Origin of the sequence: Clostridium sp. AF19-22AC (assembly GCF_003479085.1) — a bacterium.
Classification (GTDB): domain Bacteria; phylum Bacillota; class Clostridia; order Lachnospirales; family Lachnospiraceae; genus Faecalicatena_A; species Faecalicatena_A orotica.
In genome coordinates this window covers 142974-166616 of the sequence record NZ_QUGN01000005.1, presented here as the reverse complement: position 1 = coordinate 166616, position 23643 = coordinate 142974, and the positions used below count along the sequence as shown (strand labels likewise).

The window sequence follows — 23643 nt, the reverse complement described above, 5'->3', positions numbered from 1 at the left end:
ATAATTACTCAAGCGTAATGTTCTCGCCTTTCAGCCCACAGAAAGCGCCTTCGATCCCTGCATCCTCATGCGCAATCAGCCACTTGTTCTTTGCCGTGATCAGACGGTCCTCTCCTTCTGTTCCGGGTTCAAATGTCAGATCTGTGTTCGTATCCTTCGGCAGAATGACTACGCATCTGAATCCGCCCTTTGCAGCGGTGCACGGTGCATAGTGAAGCGTCGTCGCATATACCTCGATCACGGTTCCAGCCGGCACGAAAAATGCCTCCACCAGAGAAGTGTCATATGTATAATCCGCCTGAATGTCCTGCTGTGAACCAATAAGCAGGATCAGGTCTGTCACTGCAATGTTAATCTCTGATGAGCGGTGGTATTCCAGACCATTCAGCTTATGATTGTCCCCGTTGCAGTATCCAATCTGGATCGGCAGCCCGCCATATGCCCTGTTTTTAAAGGCTTCTGCTTCCGGCAGCGCTTCCATCTCTTCTACAGATGGTACATAGATCACTTCTTCCGGCAGAGGCGTATGCTCCATCTCTTCCAGAATCCTTGAGATGGAATATCCCTCCAGGACCTTTCCATACTTGCCAAATGAAGAATCAGTTACTTTCTGAATATTCATTATGCTAACCTCCTAATTTTGTTTACATGATGACGGGGAAAATAAATATTCCCCTGATGAGGTTATTTTATCAATGAAACAGTTCTTTTTCGACCACTTACTTATCTAATCAAGGGCACTTTTTTGTCCTCTTTCTGTAATCACTCGGCAGCATCCCATACTTCTTCGAAAATGCCTTCGTAAATGCCTTACTATTGGGAAATCCATTCTCCAAAGCGATCTCACTGATCGTCCGCTGTGTATTCGCCAGTTCCTGATAGGCATGATCTACACGTATCCCCTGCAGGTAAGATTTATAATTAATCCCTGCATATTTCTGGAACATCCGGGACAGATAGGCGGGCGAATAGCCAAAAATCTCCGCCAGACGCTCCAGTGAGAGCTCATCCGTATAATGTTCCTTCACATAAGAAGTAATCATAGACAGCCGTGACAGTTTCCGGTTCTGCTTCACCATCTCCTGACTCACTTCCGTCTCCCGGTACTTCGTCACCATCAGGTATAAAAGCTCATAAAACAGACTCTGCACCTTGAGGTCATACCCGCACCCTTTTTCAGTATACGCCTCATAAATATCCGAAATGACATTCATCACCCGCTCATCCTGCCTTTTCGAATCATGAGTAAACCGGATGAACTGTTCCCCGGTGAAATAGTCTTCAAACGTCTTCAAAGGAATCTGCACTACCACCGTCATATTCCTGTCCGGGGAATCTACGGAATGGATTTCGTTAGAGTTCACCAGCATAAATTCCCCAGCCTTAAGAGGATACATCTCCTGATTAATATAAAAAGTAAGGGACCCTTCAAACACCGCAAATATTTCGATAGACCTGTGCCAGTGCTTGTCCCGGAAATAATTGCCGTCCTTCCCTTCAAAAATAAACATCTTAAAAGGCAGATCTTCATTTGGCATGATCAATTCATGACTAAATTCCATAAAAACCACTCCTATTCAAAACCGCTCCAGCATGCAGGCGGTAACGTTATAATTTATCACTATGATGACTGCTTTATTATTTATTCTATCACACCGACATATTAATGTCATGATACCGGAAGCAAAGATTTCGCTTGTTTTACAGAAAGTAGTCCATTACAATGAACTTGCAGATGTCAATAATGCCGTCTGGCTTTACGCAGGATACAGGAGGAATACATCGAAATGATTACAGTGAAAGAAATTGCCGAAATAGCAGGAGTCAGTATGACGACGGTCTATAATGTACTCCACGGAAATACAAAAAAAGTCTCACAGGCGAACATACAGAAGATTAAAAAGATTCTGGAAGAGAATCATTATGTCCCGAGGATGGGGTTAAGTGGTCTGAAGAACGGCAGTTCCAAGATTATCGGGGTCGTAATCCACGTTTCCAGACATTACGAGAATACTGTTATTGCAGATTCCTTCTACAGCCATGTGATTGGTGTTCTGGAAAAAAATATCCGTGAGGCGGGTTACTATATGATGCTTTATGCTGCGGAGGATCTGGACGATATCTTTAAGATGGCACTCGCATGGAATGTGGACGGGCTGATTGCAATTACATTTACACATAACGATTACGTGAAGATCCGCACGTTAACAGGTAAACCGATCGTTGCCATAGATTTGATCGATAAATTTAACGATGACTTTGTAAATGTAGGGCTCGAGGACGAACAGGGCGGGTATATTATGACCAAATATCTGATTGAATGCGGATATACCAATATACTGATGTTTGCCAATAAGGACGCCGGTGTCGACCACCAGAGGTGGCTCGGATACCGCAGGGCGCTGGAAGAAGGGGGGATTCCCTACAAACCATATAATTTTACAATACTGGAGGATTCTTTTGAGATGCGTCTGCACAATTATGAGGGTCTGATGAAGTTTGTGAACAAAAATGCCGCATTGTTTTTTGCGTCAGATACGTTTGCACTGGAGGCAATGAGGTATTTCCAGACAAAAGGTATCCAGATACCGGATGAAATTGCCATCGCCGGGTTTGATGACAGTCTCCTCGCACAATATGCGATACCCAGACTGACTACCATCCATCAGGATATTACCGATAAGGCGGAAGTTGCAGTTTCTCTCATGCTCGATATGATTGCGGGAAAGCTGGTCGGAAATATAGATGTAAAGAGGCCTGTCTGGCTGATAAAAGGACGGTCTGTGAAGATAATCAATAACAAAAATAACAAAGACAGATAACTCTGATATCTGGTAAAGCTACAAAAAATGCGTATTCGTAGAACTCTGAAAAAGTTTTATGAATACGCATTTTTGTTAATTATATATAAATTGCATATATAAAATGTATATAAATCAGCTTTTATTTATATCTAAAATATAGGTTTTATATAAAACCTTTGCCTGTGTGAATACGGTGTGATACAGTAGAGACAAGAAAGATAACAAGCATTCGAAAAGGAGATGTAAATATGCGAAAGCCAAAATGGGGGTTCTGGGTGTTTCTTGCACCCGCAATGATTTCTTTTATTTTAATTCAGGCCATTCCGACATTGATGGGAATCTTTTATTCATTTACGGATTGGAACGGAATCGGCAGCCAGAAAAACTTTGTAGGTCTGCAGAATTATATCACGACAATTACGAATGATCCGAAGTTCGCACATGCATTTTTGTTTACTTTTGCGTTCTCTGTCTGTGCAGTCATTTCCGTAAATGTCGTAGGATTTGCCCTTGCCATGCTGGTCACCCGCAAGATGAAAGGGGCTAACCTGATGCGGGGAGTATTCTTCCTGCCAAACCTGATCGGCGGAATTCTGCTCGGTTTTACATGGCAGTTCATTTTCGTCCAGGTGTTTGACGCACTGGGTAAGGCACTGCATCTGGACTTCCTTCAGGGATGGCTGTCCAACACGGAAACCGGATTTATCGGGCTTTTAATCGTTGTGACATGGCAGCTTTCCGGTTATATGATGATTATTTATATAGCCCAGATACAGAACATACCGGATTCCGTGATTGAAGCTTCAGAAATCGACGGTGCAGCCGGGTTCCAGAAATTAAAAAGCATTATCCTGCCGCTTATGATGCCTGCATTTACGATTGGGTTGTTCCTGTCAATTTCAAATTCATTTAAACTGTTTGACCAGAACATTTCCCTGACAGGCGGAGGCCCTGCAAACAGCACACAGATGATGTCCCTGAATATTTATAATACCGCATTTTCAGAAGGACGGTTTGGTATGGCACAATCTAAGGCAGTTATCTTTATGCTGATTGTAATGACGATATCTGTCATTCAGCTTTCAATCACAAAGAAGAGGGAGGTCGAAGCGTAATGGCAAAAAGCAGGACAAAAAATATAGGTTTTGGCATTCTGGGAACCATTCTTGCCGTGATATTTATATCACCGGTACTGATTCTCCTGAATAGTTCTTTTAAATCACTGAAGGAAATCTATCTGGACATCCTTGCACTGCCGCAGCAGTTTTCCTTCGATAATTATAAGCAGGCATTTGAGAAACTGGATTTTCTGAGTGCTTTCACGAATTCACTTGTCATTACCGTGATCGCTACCGTCCTGATTCTCCTTGTATCAGCAATGGCGGCGTGGGTCCTTGTCAGGTATAAAACGAGATGCAGCAAGGTCTTATTCCTTGTCTTCTCCTCAGCACTGCTGATCCCGTTCCAGTGTGTAATGCTGCCGCTTGTCGATTTTATGAGTAAGCTGAATCTAATGAACCGTCCGGGACTGGTCTTTATGTATATCGGCTTCGGGTGCAGCATGTCAATCGTACTGCTGCATGGATTCATAAAAAATGTACCTGTAGAATTGGAAGAAGCGGCTACCATTGACGGCTGCAATATGTTCCAGACATTCTTTTATATTGTAGTGCCGCTTTTAAAAACCATACTGGTTACAGTTGCCGTAATAAATGTCATGTGGATATGGAATGATTTCCTACTTCCATCCCTGGTCATCAATAAAGACGGCATGCAGACACTGCCGCTGCGTACATATCTGTTCTTCGGGCAGTTTACGAAAAAGTGGGATCTGGCAACGGCCGCTCTGATTCTGTGTATGATTCCGATTATCATCTTTTATCTGTGCTGCCAGAAACATATTGTAAAGGGAATCACAGACGGTGCTGTAAAGTAAGAAATGAGCTGACAGTTACGGCAGGCCAAAGCTGTCAGGAAATGAGACTGAGAAATGGAGACAGAACATGAAGGAACAAAATTGGTGGAAAGAATGTGTCGTATATCAGATTTATCCCAGAAGCTTTTGCGACAGCAACGGTGACGGAATAGGTGATATTAACGGGATTACAACAAAATTAGATTATCTAAAGGATTTGGGGGTGGACGTGCTCTGGCTGTCACCTGTCTGTAAATCGCCGAATGACGATAATGGTTATGATATCAGCAATTACAGGGATATCATGGAGGAATTCGGTACAATGGAGGATTTTCACAGGATGCTTGAAGAAGCACATAAAAGAGGGCTTAAAATCATGCTGGACCTTGTCGTCAACCACACTTCCGATGAACACGAATGGTTTAACCAGAGCAAACGTGCCCTGGATGGCGGCAAGTACCGGGATTATTATATCTGGAAAAAGGGAAAGGGGGAGAACCCGCCCAACAACTGGGGCTCTTTCTTCGGAGGCTCTGCATGGGAATACTGTGAGGAACGCAAAGAATATTATCTGCATATATTTTCACGCAAGCAGCCTGACCTGAACTGGGAAAATCCGGCTGTCCGGGAAGAAATCTATGACATGATGCAGTGGTGGCTGAACAAAGGGATTGACGGTTTCCGGATGGATGTCATCAACCTGATCGGAAAGGACCAGAATTTTCCGGATGGTATAAAAGATGGGAATGCGCTTTACGGTGATCTTGTCCCCTACACGCATAATATGCCCCAGGCGCATATCTATCTGAAAGAGATGAACGAGAAAGTCCTGAGTAAGCATGATGTGATAACAGTAGGGGAAACCTTAAACACTTCCGTGGAGGACGGGATAAAATACGCCGGATTCGATGAGAATGAGCTGAATATGATCTTTACATTCGAGCATATGAATGTAGACAATCTGGGAAACTCCAAATGGAATGACCAAAGATTTGAACTGAAGAAGCTGAAAGAAATCATGACCAGATGGCAGAACGGAATGTACCAAAAAGCCTGGAACAGTCTTTACTGGAACAACCACGACCAGCCGAGGGTCGTATCCAGATTTGGTAATGATGGCGCGTACCGGGAACTGTCTGCGAAAATGCTGGCCACATGTCTGCATATGATGCAGGGAACCCCTTATATTTATCAGGGTGAGGAAATCGGCATGACCAATCTTTATTTTGATACGATTGAGGAATATGAGGACATAGAATCCAGAACAGCATTTGAACAGTGTACGAAAATGGAAGGTGTAGATGAGGAAACCATGATGCGGCGTATCCGCTGGAAAAGCAGAGATAATGCACGCACACCAATGCAGTGGAACAGCAGGGAAAATGCCGGTTTCACGAAAGGAACCCCCTGGTTTACCGTAAATCCGAATTATAAATCAATCAATGTTGAAGATCAGCAGCAAAATGAGGAATCTATTTTAAACTATTATAAACGGCTGATTGCGCTGAGGAAAAAGTACCGCATCATTGTGTACGGTGATTACCGCCTGCTGGACCCGGAAAGTGATAAAACCTTTACATATATGAGAACACTGGATCAGGAAAAACTGCTTGTGGCCTGCAACTTTACAGATGCTCAGGTCCGTATGCAGATACCGGACGAACTAAAAGGAACAAAAGGCAGAATACTCATTTCAAATTACAGCCATGAGAACAAAATGTTAATTGCTGCTTATGGCAGTGAGGGTCGTACAGGAGAAGATGGAAGCATTCTTCTGCGCCCATACGAAACCGTTGTTACTTTATTTTAATAAATTTCAGGAGGAAAAAAAGATGAGGAAAAAAGTATTATGTGCAATGTTGGCAGCGGCTATGGTGACAGCATCTCTGGCAGGCTGCGGGTCTTCGGACAAGTCCGGGGAAAATGGAGGTAAAAACGGACAGGTTACCATTAATCTGTACCAGAACAAATCAGAGATTGCATCCCAGTTAGAAGCGGCGGCAAAAACGTATATGGAGCAGAATCCGGATGTAAAGATCAATGTGGAAAGTATTCAGGGAAATGATTATAATACGAATCTGAAAGCAAAGCTTCTTAACAAAGATTCCGTAGATATCTATGCAGCAGGCGATAAGCTCGACAACCTTCTGGAATATACGGAGGATCTGAGCGACCAGCCGTGGGTAGAAAATGTCGTGGATGGTTCCTTAGATGATATGACCAGAGACGGAAAAGTTTACGGGCTGCCGGTAGGCATAGAAGGGTACGGCCTCGTATACAACAAAGATATTTTTGAAGCCGCAGGAATTGACGCGGAGAAATTGACAAGCTATGATGCAATAGATAAAGCATTTGCAGACCTGCAGGAGCAGATTGACTCAGGAAAGCTTTCCGAACAGTTCCCTGCATTAGAAGCGGTAGAAGAATATGCCGCCAAAGAGTCATGGATTCCGGGATTACATACACTAAATGTGGCTCTGGCAAATGAATTTACCTCAGCTTCTGAATTATGGCAGAAGGATTCTATTGACTTGATTTATGCAGATGCACTGAAAGATTTAGTCGATCTGGAGACAAAATATACAACTTCCAAAGACAACCTTGCCCTTCTGAATGCAGTCGATTATTCTTCACAGATTGGCGGGGGAATTGCAATTGAGCGTGTTGCCGTTGTCCAGCAGGGGAACTGGATCGGGCCTGAGGTAAAAGGAATTTCAGAAGAAATGTCCGAGAAGCTTGGAATGCTCCCTATTCCTTTAAAGGGCGTAAACGAAGACAGTATTGCAACAGGCATCTCCATCTACTGGTGCGTTAACAGCCAGTCAAGCGATGAGAAGAAACAGGCATCCAAAGATTTCTTAAACTGGCTGTTCCAGTCAGATGACGGGAAGAAAATTATTATAGATGACTTTGGATTTATCCCGGCATTTACAAACTATGACGGAATCGAAATCAGCGACCCGCTGTCAAAAGAAGTTCAGAGATACATTAATGAAGGAAAAACAATACCGTGGGTTATGAACGGATTCCCGTCAGGTTATGAAACACAGTCTGCAGCAGACTTTCAGGGGTATTTTAACGGCGACTATGACTGGAATGGATGCGTGGAAAAACTGAAAAAAGACTTTAAAGAGTTAAAGGCTCAATAGATTAGACACAGGAGGCAGTATGGAACGATTTCGACCAGAATATCATTTTTCGCCGGAGGCATACATTCTTAACGACCCAAACGGGCTGGTTTACTATAGAGGCGAGTACCACCTATTTCATCAATATAATATAGAAGAACAAATCCACTGGGGACATGCTGTCAGTCAGGATCTGGTGCATTGGGTGAGACTTCCCAATGCACTGTTTCCAGACGAAATTGGACAGATCTGGTCCGGAAGTGCAGTGGCAGACGAGAAGAATCACAGACTGGCCGCATTTTTTACATACAGTGAACACGGGACTGGCAGACAGAGTCAGGGGCTGGCATTCAGCTACGACGCAGGGCGCACTTGGGAAAAACATCCCAGAAACCCGATTCTTACACATCCTGAAAAACCGGATTTCCGGGACCCCAAAGTATTCTGGCATGAGCAGACGCAAAAATGGGTCATGGTCTTATCCGGCGGTACAGAAGCTTTGTTCTATGGTTCAGACGATCTGGAGAACTGGTCTTACCTCTCCTCTTTCGGTAAAGGACACGGCAGCCATGCCGGGGTATGGGAATGCCCGGATCTGTTTCCAGTGGAAACTGATGGGGAACTCTGCTGGATTCTGATCATCAGCATCAATCAGGGTTCACCAGCCGGCGGCACCGGTATGCAGTATTTTGTGGGAGAGTTTGACGGCATTCAATTTCGAAATTCCAACCCGCAGGAAGAAGTGCTGTGGCTGGACTATGGAAAGGATTTTTATGCCGGGGTAACCTGGAATCATGCCCCCCGCGGCCGCAGGCTGATGATCGCATGGGCAGACAACTGGCAGTATCGGGATTTTCTTCCGACAACTCCTTTCAAGGGACAAATGTCCTTTGTAAGGGAACTGAAACTGACTAACGGCAATGGCCGCGGGACAGGCAGGCGGCTGATACAGGAACCCGCGGAAGAAATCAAATATCTCCGCCATGATGCCGCCCGGATTGCCGTAAGTAGTTTCGATCAGGCGAAAGGCGAAAAGGAAACTGTCTTCTTACTGCCGTTTACATATCTGAGCCAGGAGCTGGAGCTTGAATTTTACCGGGGTAAGGCATGGCCCAAGGAATTTGGTTTAAAACTGGATTACGGCTGCGGGCAGGAATTCTATGTAAGTGTAGAACCGGAAAACAACAGATGTTTCGTCGACCGGACCCATGCCGGTATCAATGCACATAAGGATTTCTCTGGAAGATACGAAGGATACGCCAGCTGCCGCGGGAACTGCCTGAAGCTTAGACTGCTTCTGGATAATTCCCAGACAGAGCTTTTCCTGAACGGTGGAGAAACGGTAATGAGCAATCTCATCTTTCCGGAAGCACAGAAGGTAATGATAAATGTTTACATGAGGGATGGAAAACTGGAACAGGTAAAAGGAAATGTTTACCACCTTCTGGCAGATTCATAAATGCAGGGGGCCAATACCCCCTGCAAAATCAATAATCCTTCATATTTGTGATATAAATATACGCATCTTCCAGCGTAACTTCGCACGGCCTGCAGTCCGCATCTGGCTTTTTTTCACACAACAGCTTCAATTTCAGCCCGTTATCCACATATTGTTTGGCGGAAACGTGATAACTTTTTTCCAGTTCCAGCGCCTCTTCTTCATTCTCCGCATAACAGCTCCAGACACAGCCTTTTGCCTCTTCCAACAGTTCCCTTATACCGCCCGAGTAAAGGATGGAACCTTTTTTCATGATAGAGAGCCGGTTACAGGTGGCAGCCAGGTCCTCCACTACGTGTGTCGAAAACAGAACCGTGCGGTCTTTGGAGAAGTCTACTAATAGTGTACGAATCCGGATACGTTCCTCAGGGTCTAAACCAGTGGTAGGTTCGTCTACAATTAAGAAATCCGGCTCGTTCAAAAGCGCCTGAATCAGTCCCACCCGGCGTTTCATCCCACCGGAAAGCTGTCTTATTTTCTTCTTCTGATGAGCCGCCAGACTCGTTTTCTGAAGGTAAAAATCAATCCTCTGACTGCAGACGGTCTTTTCGATTCCAGATAATTCCCCCATATACTCCAGACATTCCCTCACTGTCAGGTTCGGGTACAGATCAATCTCCTGAGGGAGGTAACCGATCTTCTTCTGGATTTTCTCATATGTGTTATCACCGTATAAAATCCCATCCAGCGAAACGGTGCCGCCTGTAGGTTTCAATACTGTTGTCAGCACACGCATCAGTGTTGTCTTGCCTGCGCCGTTTTCCCCGAGCAGTCCGTATATCCCTTTCGGAATCATCATATCCACGTGGTTTACTGCCGTTACACGATTCTTAAACGTTACTGTCAAATCTTTTATTTTTACACTCATAGTGCTGCCTCCCTTTTCTTTAAAATGAGCGGAACTGCCGCGGCCAGAGCAAGTGTTATCAGTAATGAAATACTTTTTCCCCACAGCCAGCTTAAATTGGTGATGTCGTAGGAATCCCGGAAGGTATAGGAAAATATATTGTATTTTCCCAAAATCCGGTCTCCCGCCTGTGAATTTAGTGTCATCCAGAGAAAAAGTGTACAGCCGATCCCCGCCCATATATTTCTGAAAATATTACAGATTGTCATGGATAAGGTTCCCCAAAACATAATGGTTACAGTAATCGCAGCCAGAAAAACCAAAAATTCTGCGAGCTGTTCCCCGCCTATTACCGCCATTGGTTTCTGCCAGTAAAACATTCCATATCCCATTGCAGAACATCCTGTCAGAAAAACCATCTGAATAGCCAGCCGTTTCCGGACAGCACCCGCCTGCTTTTTCAGGGGGCAGAGTTTAAATACTTCTGCTCTTTTTGACTGGATCTCGATCCAGTAAGTATCCGCGCAGAACACCAGCGCCAACAGGCCAACCGGAGGTTCCATCGCCAATCCGATTTCGCTTACCCGTGATATTCCCCGGATGATGCTTAATATGACGATAAACGCTGCTGAATATAATACTTTATAAACAGGAAGACAGATTTTCATTTCTTTTCTCAATATACCCGCCTCCTTTTCCAGATGTATACGGCCAGTGTCATCAGCAATGCTGAAGTAAAGACCAGAAACAACTGGTTTAACCAAACCATCGGCGGCGGTGAGGTATCAAAAAATGTTCCGGGAAACCTGACCATGATTGCAAGGGGTCTCCCGTAATAACCATACATCCCGTCCGGCCCGGTGCTCCCCATATTCGAATACACAATGTACAAAAACAGAAGCGGCACCGCAGGAAGGGGATTTTTAAACAGCAGTGCAGTTATCGTGTATACACAAATAATCATCAGCATATTTGGCAGAATGTATACGCAGGTTGAAAACAGAAAGTCTGCCGGATTTACCGGAAAGCCGGAGTCTTTCGCACACAGGAAGCATAATGTCATGAATACCACGTTCAGTACAGCAAGAACGAGCAGCCCGGTCAGAAATCCCCCGCCCACTTTCCCGAGCACATACTGCCATGCACGGACAGGCTTAGTGTGGAGCAGTTCATAAGTATTCTTTCTCGTATCCTGAATGAACAGAAATGCAAAAAGTATCACGGAGAAGAAGGCCATATACAAGCCGCCGAAATCAGCAAACTTTCTTGAGAAATAATACGAGAATGCATGATTTTCAAGTTTTTGGGAAATGTATCCGTTCACTTCCTCCATAGTCCCCTGGCGATACCTGTAGTCCTCAAAAACATACTCTGCTCCATAGAAATGGTATTTTCGCAGATACTCTGCAGCCTCGGCTGCACTCATTCCCCGAATCCCCCGGATGATCTCATCAGCCTCAGATTCTGACATTTTCAAGTCATCTGTCAAAGACTTTTTGATCCTTCCGGCTGCCAGTTCCACCTGTTCTTCCGGTGATGCAGGGAGATATCCGTCTGCAATATCGGCATCAGACAGCACACTGACCTTAATCTTCTGAATCTCCTCGTCTGATTTAAAATAATGGATTTTCATATACGGGGCCAGACACTGATAGACACCTGCAATCACAATCACCAGTCCGATCCAGAAGATAGGGTTCTTCAAATAATTCTTGATTTCTCTCTTTATAATTGCTTTCATAAATATCCCGCCTTTCTCTTCTTTAAAGACAGGATACCGGACAATTCACAACAAAAAGACAATAAAATCAAAAACATCCCCGGACAAATGCCCTGGGATGTTTTAATGCATTATGGAACGTACCAGAAGGTTACGAATCGTATATTTAATTATCTGTTGTCGAATTTCTTCTTATACTTCTCTATCTTTTTTTCTGCAATTTTTAATTCATCATGAAAATTTAATAAACTAGATTCTCTATATTTAGCTTCTTTTTCAACCCTATCTTTAATTGCTGTTTTAACATATCCATTAACATAAGCCAAAGCTTCTTTTTCGATTGTCTTATAATTATCACAAATAATCTTATATTGAGCCTTTGGTATTCTCAAAGTAACCGGATGTTCTATGTACTTTTCTTCATTGACTATAAGAATATACCTATAGTCTAAACCTGCATTAGGTTTCTCGATTGATGGTACGCTATAGCCGATCTTTCCAAATGCACGTACCGCCTTTCCTAAATTTTTTCTCAATGGTATAAACAAATTATTTCCTTCATATTTCACTTTTACATATAAATACGACCTTTTACTCTGTTTTTGAATGTGTCCCGGATCTAACATCTTACTATATTGGGAATGCAAAATAAAATACTCTTCTTTTAAAAATACACATTCAATGTTTTGTATATCTGTCATTTTTCCTCCGTATATTTAATAAGGAACATCCTCTTGGATGTTCCTTATTATAAATAGTTTCTTCGGTTTTTATTAAGCCAGGCACATCCGATAAACGCCTCGCAATTTCTTCGGTTTTTATTATACGGGTACTTCCGACAAACACCCAATACATATAAGATTTCTCTTTTATGTACTATTATTATATACGTTTTTCTTGATTTTAGCAATAACTTTTATATTATCTTTCTGTCTTAAATGCTGCCTGTACAAACGCCCCTCCCTGTGCCAGATTTCCTGTCAAAAGTCTGCCTCCGTGTTTTTCACAGTAGATCCGGCTGATATACATTCCCATTCCAAAATGTTTCAGGTCATCCTGCGGGTTCGAATGGTAAAAGGCTTTTGTAAGTGTATCGGGATCTTCCGTGAACCCCTGTCCGTCATCCTGAACGGTTATGATCAGTTCCTGTCCTGCCGATGTTAGAATCACCTCTGTCTTTTCCTTCGCATACCGCAGGGCATTGGACAGGAGGTTCTCTGCTACCTCGAGGACTACCTCCGAATCTATCCCGAATACCTTTGTGCCAGTCTGTATCCTGACTGTGCATTGTTTCCCCGTTTTGCAGCAAATGATGTCTGCCGCTTCCTGTATCCGGCCAGCCAGGACTTCCACGTCCACATCTGTATACTCGAGTTCGCGGTCTTCCAGCCTTGTCATATTTCTCATCGTTTCTATAAAACGGTTCATCCGCCCGATCTGGTCCCTGCCGGCCTTCAGCATATCGATGATTTGTTCTTTATCAAGTGTCTCTTCCGGTACAAATTCGAGCAGTGTTTCCTGATAGCCGCTCAGCACAGAAAGCGGTGACCGGATGTCGTGAGCGATGGCCGCACGAAGCGCCCGTTCATCCTCGACCATGCGCCAGAGTGTCCGGTTGTTTTCCTCTAACTGGCCCCTCATTTTCTCAAACTCACGGCACAGGCGGCCTAATTCATCCCGGTTTTCGTATGTAATCTGAAATTCCAACTCATTTTCCGCAATCATCCGGGAAGCCTTATTCAGTTCCTCGATCGGGACCTTTATTTTATTTCTATAGAACAGTCCGACCGCAATGAAGCTGCCCGCTATTGAAACGATCAGAACTGTATATGTTTCCAGAAAATCACACAGCTCAGATATATGCCAGTCCATCTCTGACATCTGGCTCTGGTTCGGTCTGGAAACGATTACCTCATAACCCTCCTCCCTGTTCTCCGCTGCTTCATAATACCCGTCATCTGCATATTTCTGCCAGACCTGCTGCTGTGTATATGTAGCCGTCCGTACAATCACTGCTGACAGCAGGAAACTGAAGAGCAGGCTTACTGCCATATAAAGAACAATTGAAGACTTTAACGAGAGATTTCTTATTTTTTCCATCGGTATCCCATCCCCCAGACTGTTTCGATATACTCGGTCTCTGTATGCTCTGCCACTTTTTTACGGATTCTGCGCACCAGTTCGGTCACAACGCGGCTGTCACCTTCCGCATCATAGCCGCACACCTTTTCGTAGATGCGATCCTTATCGAACACCTGCCCCGGGTGCATGGATAAGAATTCAATAATATCATATTCCAGTTTTGTGAGCTCCAGATAGGTTTCCCCAACCTGTACCTTCTTCGCCGCATAATCGATCATCATGCCGCCGTGGAACCTGTAGTCCGCCTTAATCCTGTGACGCTCCTCGCGTTTCAGGTGAGCGGTAATTCTGGCATCCAGCTCTTTTAAGCTGAACGGCTTCAATATATAATCATCCCCACCTGACAAAAGCCCGTTGATCCGGTCCTGCTCTTCCACTTTTGCCGTGAGGAATATAATCGGACATGAAATCTTATCCCGGATTCTCCTGCATACTTCCATGCCGTCAATCAGAGGCATATTCACATCTAAGAGAATGATGTCCGGGGACAGTTTTATCTTTTCCAGTGCCTCCATGCCATTTGATGCCGTGATAACAGAGTACTGCTTCAATTCAAAATAATTACGCAGCATTTTCAGCAGTTCTTCGTCATCATCCACCATGAGTATTTTATAATTCATTATGTATCACCTCTTTTAACATCATACTATTAAAATGCCGGAGAAACAAGCGTCTCTCCGGCAGTATACTACCTGTTTTCCTCCCTGTCATAGACAATTTCCCCGTCTACAATTGTATAAAGTGTTTGGGTAAATACTTCCATAGGATTCCCGTCAAACACTGCAATGTCTGCGTCCTTTCCGGGCTCAAGGCTTCCCACACGGTCATCTGTACGGCAGATCTGTGCGGGATAGATGGTGAGCGCCTTCAGGCCTTCTTCCATAGGAAGCCCATATTTCACAGAATATCCTGCACATATTGGAAGATACTGGATCAGCGCCACGGGATGGTCTGTCGTCACAGCCACCTTCACTCCCGCATCTGCCAGAATCCCGGCTGTCTTAAAGCTCATATATTCAACCTCCACTTTGGACCGGGCCGTCAGGTCCGTCCCGACGATAGCCGGAAAACCAGACGCGGCGATTTCATCTGCAATGAGGTGCCCCTCTGTACAGTGGTCTAGTGTAATATCGATATCATATTCTTTCGCGATCCGGATCGCGGTAAGAATATCATCCGCCCGGTGTGCATGGGCCTTTAACGGAATTTCTTTTTTCAGCACAGGAATCCACGGTTCCAGATCAAAGTCCTGTTCTTCAAGCTTGCCGCTCTCCTTCTTCTCCAGATACTGCGATGCCTGAAACAACTCCTTTCGCAGCATGTATGCAATCCCCATTCTCGTCGCCGGGCACATATTCTGGTCCCCATATGACGTCTTTGGATTTTCGCCAAATGCCACCTTCATGGCGGCAGGACTTTTCACAATCATATTGTCCACACATCTGCCCTGAGTTTTCATGAAAACGAACTGGCCGCCAACTACATTTGCACTTCCCGGGCCCGCCATAACGGAAGTGATTCCGGCCTTAATCGCATCGTGAAAAGCCGGGTCCATCGCATTCACGCCATCCAGACCCCTTAGCCCCGGAAGGATCGGATTGGTCATCTCATTACAGTCATCACCGATAATACCGTTTTTTTCTTCCGTCAGGCCTATATGGGCGTGGGCCTCGATCAATCCGGGCAGCACCCATGCCCCATGTACATCCAGCACCTTCTCATTCTTGCCATGTGCCGGATCCTTCTTTTCCTTTTTCAGACTCTCCATCGTTCCCACTGATTCGATCAGATTTCCTTTGGTCCTTACATATCCATTGCTGATTACATCTCCCGACATCGTATATATTCTTCCGTTCACAATCCACATAAAAAAGTCCCCTTCCATAAATACCTGTAAAGATACAGTTTTTACAGACTCTTACTGTATCTCCTATAAGTATTTACAGGGAACTTTCCTTACATACTCAGCAATTATTATTTCTTTCAGCTGCATATTTTAAATTTGTCAAGTTTTCTTAAAAAAAGCTCGGCAAGTCCCGTAATAGTCCCTAATACAAGGAATATAACCCCTACAGGAAACAATAAAATACAAAGCACAATCCCTTTCAATATCTCTGCCACAACCTTAAAATCCCTTTGTCTCTTCACCATATAACCGCCTCCTGCCGGGTCGAATCCATCACTACTATGTATATGATTTATTCTAACATATGGTGTTTACGGCTGCCTTACATTAACCTTTCATTTTCAAAAATATGGCTTACTTTTTTGTAATAAATCAGGACTGTTTTTCCAAACTGTAAATTTCCAGCACGGTACGGTCCCAATGCTGTTTCATCCGCATCGAAGCCGAGAATCCATCCTTGAATTCCAGTGCACTGATCATCTCTTCATGTTCCTTCACAGACAGTTCCAGAGACGGGGAATCCTTGAAAAAACTATATTCCAGACGCTGGATATGAATCCACAATACATTGCAGAAATCTTTTACATATTCATTGTCCGCAATGTCAAGTATATAACTGTGAAAATCCCTATCCGCTTTCAGAATCGGAAGCGGCTCGTCCTGTGAGGCAATCAGGTGTCCGAAACGTTTACTCAGGTACCGCAATTCCTCAATATGCTCCGGCTTAATCTTTTCAACTGCCATCGTCATTGCAAGCTGCTGCAGATTAGCCATCGGAAGATAATACTTCTCGATCTGGTCCCTCTGGATTTCTGTTACAATTGTAGATTTACCCGGATATGACTTCAGCAGCTTCTGCATCTCCAGCAGCTGCATTGCCTCTCTTACCGGAGTCCTGCTCACCTTGAAATAGGCGGCAATCTCGGCATCTGCCACCTTCTCTCCGGCCTCCAGTTTCCCCTCAATAATCCAGTCCTTCATCTTTTCATAAACCATCTGCTTAGCTGATGTACGTTCATAATTTTTTTCTTCATTTGGTATTGGCATCTTAAATCACCTCTTTATAGTCGCTGCCGGTCACAGGCCGCCTGTAAACAGTTACCTATAGTCTCCATAATAACATAAAATCTGACCGCATTCCAGTCAAAGCCGCCCGCTCCTGCGTTGACGCATGATGTCAAAAATGATAAGATTATGTAAATATATTTACAATAGGAAGGTAAAGCAAATGTCTGACTTTTCAAAACGTATAGCCTCAGAAACACCCTCATTTACAAATTCACAGAAAAATGTGGCCGACTATATTTCAGGTCATCTGAACAAGGTCGCTTTCTATACGCTGGACGAGCTGTCTAGGAAGATCGGTGTCAGTACGACTACAATCATCCGTTTTTCACGTGTTTTAGGATATGACGGCTTCTCCGAGATGCAGAAAGCAATCCAAGAAGATATCTATGCCAATTCTGCCCCGAAAGCCAGACTTTCTGAAAGGCTTCCGGATACAGCGCAGCCTCCGGATAACGAGCTCCTGTCAGATTGTTTCCAGAATGATATCGAGAATATCCGTCAGACTCTCGCGGCACAGAAAGGTGATGACCTTGATGCGGCAGTGGATTCGATTATTCGTGCCCGCTCCGTCTACATCCTGGGCATGAGAAGCTCCTTCTCCCCCGCTTATTATATGGCCTCACGCCTCGGTGAGATCCGAAAAAATGTACACCTAATCCAGTCAGTCGGCATGATCTACCCAGAAGAAATCGTCAATGCAGGGGAAGATGATGTCTGTATTGCCTATCTTTTTCCGCGTTATTCAAAGGTCAGCTCTTCCATCATCTCATGGATGAAGAATGCCGGCAGTAAGGTGATCCTGATTACAAGCCTGAACTATCAGGCAGTGAGCGGATATGGAGATATCATTCTTCCATGTGCGATTTCCAGCCTTTCCTATAAGAATTCATTTGCTGCGCCACTCTGCCTCACCAACTACCTGATAACGGCAATGGCCAGACAGAACCACAAGGAGGCTCAATCCATTCTGGAAAAGACGGAATCTATCCTGAGTCAGGGATTTTACCTCGGCCTGTAAATCACAGAAAAAAAGTCCTACAGCGCGGCATCCCAGCCATTCTGCAGGACTTTTTTGTATTACCTGTATTATATAGATTTCTGCATTTCACCTTCAGTCTCTGCCCCTTCATGTTTTGCAGCATAGACATAATAGAATACAATCCCGATTCCAATAATCACAATCATAGGAAGCAGCAGCTTAGGACTTCCAACAAGAGTAACTACCAGAATAAATCCACATGAAGCGATTTCAAGGACCGGCCATATATAATACCAGATTCCCTTCATCTTAAATGCTGCTTCATCATATGCCTTTGGCAGAACCTTCTTTAATCTTACAGATACAAATGCTGAATGGATCAGGCTTACCATGACAAAAGCTGTAGCCACATCTATATACTCCATAATAGATTCACTCATAAAGCTCAAAAGAATAGCTACGGCAACTGAAAACCAGACAGCTACGATAGGTGCATTTTTCTTCCCTGCTGTCTTCTTAAAGAGCGCGGGCATGCTTCCCTGACAGGACATGTTATGCAGCTCATGGGTCAGGCACACATACATCCCGTTCAAGGTTGAAATCGTTGCAAACATTGCCCCAAGCGTCACAAGCGCTGTGACTGCCGGCATTCCAAACTGCATGGATGCGATAGAAACCGGCGTGTCAATGCCAAGCTCTGTATAGGGCATCATACCACATAATACTGCAGTCATTCCACAATACAGCAGTGTAACAATTACCATACATAAAAACATAGCTTTAGGCAGGTTTTTTTGTGGTTTGTGGACATTTCCGGCCCATTCTGTCATCGTATTGATTCCTACAAACCCAAAATATGCCGGAATAATCTGGCCTATAACCGGGCCCGCCCCCTTCGGGAACATTGGCGTTAGGTTGCTTAGTTTCACATGAGGAATCCCCATAATAACAAATACCAGCATTGCCGCCATCAAAATAATAACAATCAGACTCTGGAACCTGGCCGCCGCTTCAAACCCGAAAGAGTGAATGACTCCAAACAGAAGAAGTGCAATCACGGCAACCACGTAAACATTTGCCCCGGGGATATACAGTCTTACATACTTTGCAATCGTATGCGCACAATAAGGAAGCCAGATTGCCGTCCAGATAATATAAAGCCAGCCATACATAAATGTACTTAACTTCCCACTGGTCTTCTTTACCATCACATAGCTTGAGCCCTCCACAGGCAGTATACAGCCAATCTGTGCACTCTGGATGCAGACTGGGACCGTTAAAAGGGCACCGATTATGTATACCAGCCACACTGCAGGCCCCATTGCCTCCGCCTGATATCCGCTTGCTACAAAGGATGATGCACCGATAATAGTTCCGATCAGCATGAATGTAGCAGTCATTAAGCCAATTTTACCTTTTTCTTTATTCTCCATATATCCTGTCCTCTCACTCTCCCACTATTTTTGATAAGGATCATCCCATAAAACAAGCTTCTGCCCAATCCCCTCTTTTAATGCAGTCTGGTACAGGTCATATCCAAGTCCCACATCGAAAGTAGCCATACCACATGCAACAAATGTAACCCTCTCTTTGCTGTCTGCACGCCCTTCCTTTTCTCCCAGAATCACTTCACCGATACTCGTGGATTCAACCAGTGGGCGGATCTTTCCATCATCAATCAGAGTATAGATAGGTCCTCCGATTACGGATGCATAAGAAGCAGCCTTATCCCCAGACTCAACGGCTTCCTGCACATATGCCTCGTGCAGCCTTACATTATCATAGATCAGTTTTGTATTCATCCAGAAGGAATCGTCTGACTGCATTGGTCCTGTAATCAGCAGTGTCACGCCTTCCTGAAGCCATTCATCTTTAATATATAATGGTTTCAGACGAGATGCTGCAACCGTGATTACCTCTCCGGCCCTTACTGCTTCTTCCAAATCTGTCGTCACAATTCCATCGATTCCGAGTTCTTCCTTTGCCCATCCTAAAAACTTCTTTCCGGCTTCTTCAAAAATATCATAACATACGATTTTCTTTGCATTCGGAAGCTGAGTCAGAATAGAACGGAGGCAGGAACGGTTAATCTGCCCACAGCCTAAAACGGTTACAACTTCTGAATCTTTTCTGGCAAGATGTCTCGCAGCAACTCCCGGTACTGCGCCTGTTCTTGCAGCACTCAACAGGTTCGCAGACATAAATGAGAGTGGTTCACCTGTATCTTTATCATTCAAAGTTACGGTCAGCACAGATCTTGGCAGCCCCTTCTTAGGGTTCTCTGCATTGGAGCCATACCATTTATTGCCGCATACATCAAACCGGCCTCCCAGATAAGCAGGCATTGCCACAAATCTTCTATCAGGACCGGCAACCGGCATATTCGGGAACGGGGATTCCTTCGGGAATACAATTCCCAAGCCGTGGCTGTTATGGTTGCTTCCCCCCATCAGGTAATCTCCCTTACTTAATAAAGTAAAGACTTCCTCCGCGTTATCGATACATTTTACAGCATCGAGCACTCCTGCTTTAATTGTGTCCTGTTCTGATAAATATAAGAATTCTGTTTTGTGTGACATGTTTTTGTCTCCTTTCATATTGAGCCTGTCGGCAAATTGCTTAGTTTTTTTCTTCACATGTGAATGTTTTTGTTTATGTTTTATTTAATACATATACCCTATCGCGTTATATCGCAATTGTCAATATTATTTTCGTTTTTATTCTATTTTTTCGTTTTTTCAGCATTATTAACTAATTCCGATTTCATTTTTTGTTAATTATGCCGTTTCTGAATTATAATATTGATTTTTGCAATATATCGCAATATACTATTTGTATCATTTGATACATTATCTGATATATATGAAATGCATCAAATCAGGCTGCTTCTATAAACAAACCAGCATGCAAACCTATATAAAAGGAGGATCTTATGAAGAAAATCAAGAATTACGAACAACTCACCTCACATGGCGATGTTCTATCCAGAAAAATTGTACTGGATATTACAGAACAAACTCTTAAGAAACTGGATTCCTATGAACGCATTAAAAGTATCATGCACCTCGACGGTGACATGCTTCATATAGGAACCAAGACGTGGGACCTATCAAAAAAGAAGAACGTTTACCTGCTGGGAGCCGGAAAAGCCTGCAACCATATGGCTATGGCAGTTGATGAGGTACTCGGAAACCGGCTTACAAAGGGAATTGCAATTGTAAAAATCAAAGAAGAGACAGATCGTTTTCAAAATACGGACGTCTATGTTGGAGGTCACCCTCTCCCAAACCAGGCTGGATATGAAGCCTGCCTTAAGATCCTCGACCTTGTAGATCAGGCAGGCCCGGACGATTTATTCATCGTTGTCATTAGCGGTGGAAGTTCCGCCCTTATGAGCTGTCCGCGTGAAGGAATCACACTGGAAGATGAAATTAAGACTACCGACATCATGTTGAAATCCGGGGCCGGAATCTATGAAGTAAACGCCATCCGCCGCCATATCTCTGCCCTGAATGGTGGTATGCTTGCAAAACGGATCGAATCTGTCGGTGCAGAACTCATTGGTTTCGGAATCAGCGATGCAGTCGGAACCCCTGCAACCGGCGACATTGGGATTCCTTATAAGAAGTATGCCAGCACTCCGATGGGCCCTGATAAAACAACACTCGAAGATGCACGGCGGGTTATCCGTGAATTCGACGTAGCCGATAAGCTTCCAAAGAATGTCGTGGACTATTTGATGAACGTCGGGCCAGAAGGTGAGACGCCAAAGGCTTTCCCAAATAACACCTATTTTCTTTTGAACACGCTTCCTGATTCCTGCATTTATGCCAAAGAAATTGCAGAGGCGATGGGAATCCCAGCAATCATACTTTCCTCATTCCTAGAAGGAGAAAGTAAGGACGCCGGTACATTTTTCGCTTCTATTGCAAGAGAATCACAGGCCTACGGCAACCCAGTCCAGCCGCCGTGCGTCATTTTAAGCTCCGGTGAAACCACAACGAAGATTCTGGACAATAAACTCATCACAGGCCACGGCGGACCCGGACAGGAACTAACTTTAAGCTTTGCCATCGCCGCGCAGAAAACCAAGGGGGCCTGCATGCTGTCCATCGACTCCGAAGGAACAGACGGTACCACCCCCGTTGCAGGAGGCATATGCGATTCGACAAGCTACACCAATGCTGTTTCCAAAAAGATCGATGTCCACGCCGCACTGAGGGGGCACGCCTGCTATGAAGCCCTCTCCGAGATGGAGGATGCGGTATTTACAGGCAATACCGGTACCAACCTTTGTGACTTTAATGTTCTGTATATTCCGGAAACAAACGAATAGGAGGAAAACCATGAAATCAATCATTAAATCCGTACATGCACGACAGATTGTAGACTGTAAATGCCGCCCGATGGTGGAGGTAGACGTCGTAACGAGCGATGGGTACACCGGCAGAGGCTGCGCCCCAACCGGGTCTTCCGTGGGAATGTCCGAATGCTGTGTCCTCAGAGACAACAACCCGGAGGAATATCATGGGCTCAGTGTACATAAGGCGGTAGACAATGTAAACAAATTTATCGCACCAGCCCTGATTGGAATGGATGTTACCGACCAGAAAGGGATTGACGAAAAGATGATTTCTCTGGACGGCACCCCGGAAAAAAAGAACCTCGGAGGCAATGCGATTTATTCCGTCTCTATCGCCACTTTCCGGGCAGCTGCCGAAGCAGCACACCAGCCGCTCTACAACTATATCGCCGGTGGTCCGGTTAAAACAGTACCTGTGCCAAGCTTTAATGTTGTAAACGGGGGCCGCTACGCATCACTAACACAGCCTTTCAACGAGTTCATCATCATGCCTTATGGGGCAGACACAATAGATGAGGCTGTTGAGATGGGAATTAATACATTCCAGGAACTGGAGACGGTCATTACAAAATATACCGGGAAGAAACCAGAAGTCGCCCCCTCCTATGGATATGCGGCGCCATCAGAGGATCCCGAGGTCATCCTCAACCTGATCTCAGAAGCTATTGACCATTGTGGCTATACCGGACGGATCGGATTTGCATTCGACTGTGCTTCCAGTGAAATGTATGACCGTCATGATGACACCTATCTTTTAAAAGGGCAGAGGGTGAATTCCCGGCAATTAATTGATTATACAAAATATCTGACTGAAAAGTTTAACTTTGTATTTATAGAGGACCTTCTGGATGAAGAGGATTGGGAATCTTATCCGAAAGCACATAAAGAAATCACCCGGACTAATATCATCGGAGACGATTTTATTGTCACAAACCCCGACCGCCTCAAACGTGCATATGAATTAGATGCATTAGATGGTTTTATCCTGAAACCCAATCAGGTAGGAACCATCACCGAGGCATTATCCGCCTACAATTATGCTATGGATCACAATCTGCTGGCAATCCCATCCGGAAGGGCAGGCGGTGTCATTGGCGATATCGTCATGGATCTTGCCGTAGGACTTCAGGTCGGCTTTATTAAAAACGGTGCCCCGCGCTCTGGGGAGAGAATTGACAAACTGAATTTTCTCATGCGTGCCCGCGACTTAAACCCGGGCTGCAGACTTGCAGACATATCCCCTCTGCTGAAATTTTAAACACACACTAAAAAT

The 23643-nt window shown here is 44.5% G+C and carries 22 protein-coding genes; 9 read left to right on the top strand and 13 right to left on the bottom strand.

Annotated elements, in window-relative coordinates; translation table 11 throughout:
* Window positions 1-4 precede the first annotated feature (4 nt).
* Both DWX43_RS08045 and DWX43_RS08040 read right to left on the bottom strand, forming a co-directional pair.
* On the bottom strand, window positions 5-622 hold the full coding sequence (locus tag DWX43_RS08045) for a DUF4867 family protein (RefSeq protein ID WP_118619956.1): 618 nt from the start codon (window positions 620-622) through the stop codon (window positions 5-7).
* Between the two features lie 109 nt (window positions 623-731).
* Window positions 732-1562: an AraC family transcriptional regulator gene (locus DWX43_RS08040; RefSeq protein ID WP_109733975.1), complete on the bottom strand. Its 831-nt coding sequence runs from the start codon at window positions 1560-1562 to the stop codon at window positions 732-734.
* A 225-nt stretch (window positions 1563-1787) separates the two neighbouring features.
* On the opposite strand from DWX43_RS08040, the gene DWX43_RS08035 reads away from it, so the two are divergent.
* The 6 genes from DWX43_RS08035 to DWX43_RS08010 all read left to right on the top strand — a co-directional run bounded on the left by DWX43_RS08035 (window position 1788) and on the right by DWX43_RS08010 (window position 9306).
* On the top strand, window positions 1788-2822 hold the full coding sequence (locus DWX43_RS08035; protein WP_109733976.1) for a LacI family DNA-binding transcriptional regulator: 1035 nt from the start codon (window positions 1788-1790) through the stop codon (window positions 2820-2822).
* Between the two features lie 230 nt (window positions 2823-3052).
* Window positions 3053-3919: a sugar ABC transporter permease gene (locus DWX43_RS08030; RefSeq protein ID WP_109733977.1), complete on the top strand. Its 867-nt coding sequence runs from the start codon at window positions 3053-3055 to the stop codon at window positions 3917-3919.
* Window positions 3919-4740, top strand: coding sequence for a carbohydrate ABC transporter permease (locus DWX43_RS08025; RefSeq protein ID WP_118619955.1), 822 nt, complete (start codon window positions 3919-3921; stop codon window positions 4738-4740). Before DWX43_RS08030 ends, DWX43_RS08025 begins: the two co-directional genes overlap by 1 nt.
* 67 nt (window positions 4741-4807) lie before the next feature.
* On the top strand, window positions 4808-6529 hold the full coding sequence (locus tag DWX43_RS08020) for an alpha-glucosidase (protein ID WP_118619954.1): 1722 nt from the start codon (window positions 4808-4810) through the stop codon (window positions 6527-6529).
* A gap of 22 nt (window positions 6530-6551) precedes the next feature.
* Entirely contained in the window at window positions 6552-7868 is a 1317-nt protein-coding gene (locus DWX43_RS08015; RefSeq protein WP_118620002.1) for an ABC transporter substrate-binding protein, read from the top strand.
* 19 nt (window positions 7869-7887) lie between these two features.
* Window positions 7888-9306 carry a glycoside hydrolase family 32 protein gene (locus DWX43_RS08010; RefSeq protein ID WP_118619953.1) on the top strand — a complete coding sequence of 473 codons (1419 nt, stop codon included), beginning with the start codon at window positions 7888-7890 and terminating at the stop codon, window positions 9304-9306.
* Between the two features lie 28 nt (window positions 9307-9334).
* Here DWX43_RS08010 and DWX43_RS08005 read toward each other — a convergent pair whose 3' ends face one another.
* The 9 genes from DWX43_RS08005 to DWX43_RS07970 all read right to left on the bottom strand — a co-directional run bounded on the left by DWX43_RS08005 (window position 9335) and on the right by DWX43_RS07970 (window position 17007).
* Window positions 9335-10213, bottom strand: a complete 879-nt coding sequence (locus tag DWX43_RS08005) for an ATP-binding cassette domain-containing protein (RefSeq protein WP_118619952.1) — start codon at window positions 10211-10213, stop codon at window positions 9335-9337.
* Window positions 10210-10872, bottom strand: coding sequence for an ABC transporter permease (locus DWX43_RS08000; RefSeq protein WP_182440650.1), 663 nt, complete (start codon window positions 10870-10872; stop codon window positions 10210-10212). Before DWX43_RS08000 ends, DWX43_RS08005 begins: the two co-directional genes overlap by 4 nt.
* Window positions 10869-11933 (bottom strand): ABC transporter permease subunit, encoded by a 1065-nt coding sequence (locus DWX43_RS07995; protein ID WP_118619951.1) that lies wholly within the window; start codon window positions 11931-11933, stop codon window positions 10869-10871. Before DWX43_RS07995 ends, DWX43_RS08000 begins: the two co-directional genes overlap by 4 nt.
* A gap of 149 nt (window positions 11934-12082) precedes the next feature.
* A complete protein-coding gene (locus tag DWX43_RS07990; RefSeq protein WP_118619950.1) occupies window positions 12083-12613 on the bottom strand; it encodes a hypothetical protein in 531 nt (176 codons plus the stop codon).
* A gap of 220 nt (window positions 12614-12833) precedes the next feature.
* Window positions 12834-14012 (bottom strand): ATP-binding protein, encoded by a 1179-nt coding sequence (locus DWX43_RS07985; RefSeq protein ID WP_118619949.1) that lies wholly within the window; start codon window positions 14010-14012, stop codon window positions 12834-12836.
* Window positions 14000-14674 (bottom strand): response regulator transcription factor, encoded by a 675-nt coding sequence (locus DWX43_RS07980; protein ID WP_118619948.1) that lies wholly within the window; start codon window positions 14672-14674, stop codon window positions 14000-14002. Before DWX43_RS07980 ends, DWX43_RS07985 begins: the two co-directional genes overlap by 13 nt.
* Window positions 14675-14742: 68 nt before the next feature.
* Window positions 14743-15921 (bottom strand): amidohydrolase, encoded by a 1179-nt coding sequence (locus DWX43_RS07975; protein WP_118619947.1) that lies wholly within the window; start codon window positions 15919-15921, stop codon window positions 14743-14745.
* Between the two features lie 116 nt (window positions 15922-16037).
* Complete coding sequence (locus DWX43_RS26920) at window positions 16038-16205, bottom strand: hypothetical protein (protein WP_181368878.1); 168 nt, start codon at window positions 16203-16205, stop codon at window positions 16038-16040.
* Between the two features lie 127 nt (window positions 16206-16332).
* Complete coding sequence (locus DWX43_RS07970; protein ID WP_109733986.1) at window positions 16333-17007, bottom strand: GntR family transcriptional regulator; 675 nt, start codon at window positions 17005-17007, stop codon at window positions 16333-16335.
* Window positions 17008-17188: 181 nt separating this feature from the next.
* Between DWX43_RS07970 and DWX43_RS07965 the strand changes: the two genes are divergently transcribed.
* On the top strand, window positions 17189-18046 hold the full coding sequence (locus DWX43_RS07965) for a MurR/RpiR family transcriptional regulator (RefSeq protein WP_109730584.1): 858 nt from the start codon (window positions 17189-17191) through the stop codon (window positions 18044-18046).
* Between the two features lie 68 nt (window positions 18047-18114).
* Here the strand turns inward: DWX43_RS07965 and DWX43_RS07960 are convergent, their stop codons facing one another.
* The gene (locus tag DWX43_RS07960) at window positions 18115-19440 is read right to left on the bottom strand and encodes an APC family permease (protein ID WP_118619946.1); all 1326 of its coding nucleotides are present in this window, start codon (window positions 19438-19440) and stop codon (window positions 18115-18117) included.
* Window positions 19441-19464: 24 nt separating this feature from the next.
* Entirely contained in the window at window positions 19465-20586 is a 1122-nt protein-coding gene (locus DWX43_RS07955) for a tyramine oxidase subunit B (RefSeq protein WP_109730586.1), read from the bottom strand.
* Between the two features lie 353 nt (window positions 20587-20939).
* Here DWX43_RS07955 and DWX43_RS07950 point away from each other — a divergent pair, with 353 nt between their 5' ends.
* Window positions 20940-22343: a DUF4147 domain-containing protein gene (locus DWX43_RS07950; protein WP_109730587.1), complete on the top strand. Its 1404-nt coding sequence runs from the start codon at window positions 20940-20942 to the stop codon at window positions 22341-22343.
* A 10-nt stretch (window positions 22344-22353) separates the two neighbouring features.
* On the top strand, window positions 22354-23628 hold the full coding sequence (locus DWX43_RS07945; protein ID WP_109730588.1) for an enolase C-terminal domain-like protein: 1275 nt from the start codon (window positions 22354-22356) through the stop codon (window positions 23626-23628).
* Window positions 23629-23643 lie beyond the last annotated feature (15 nt).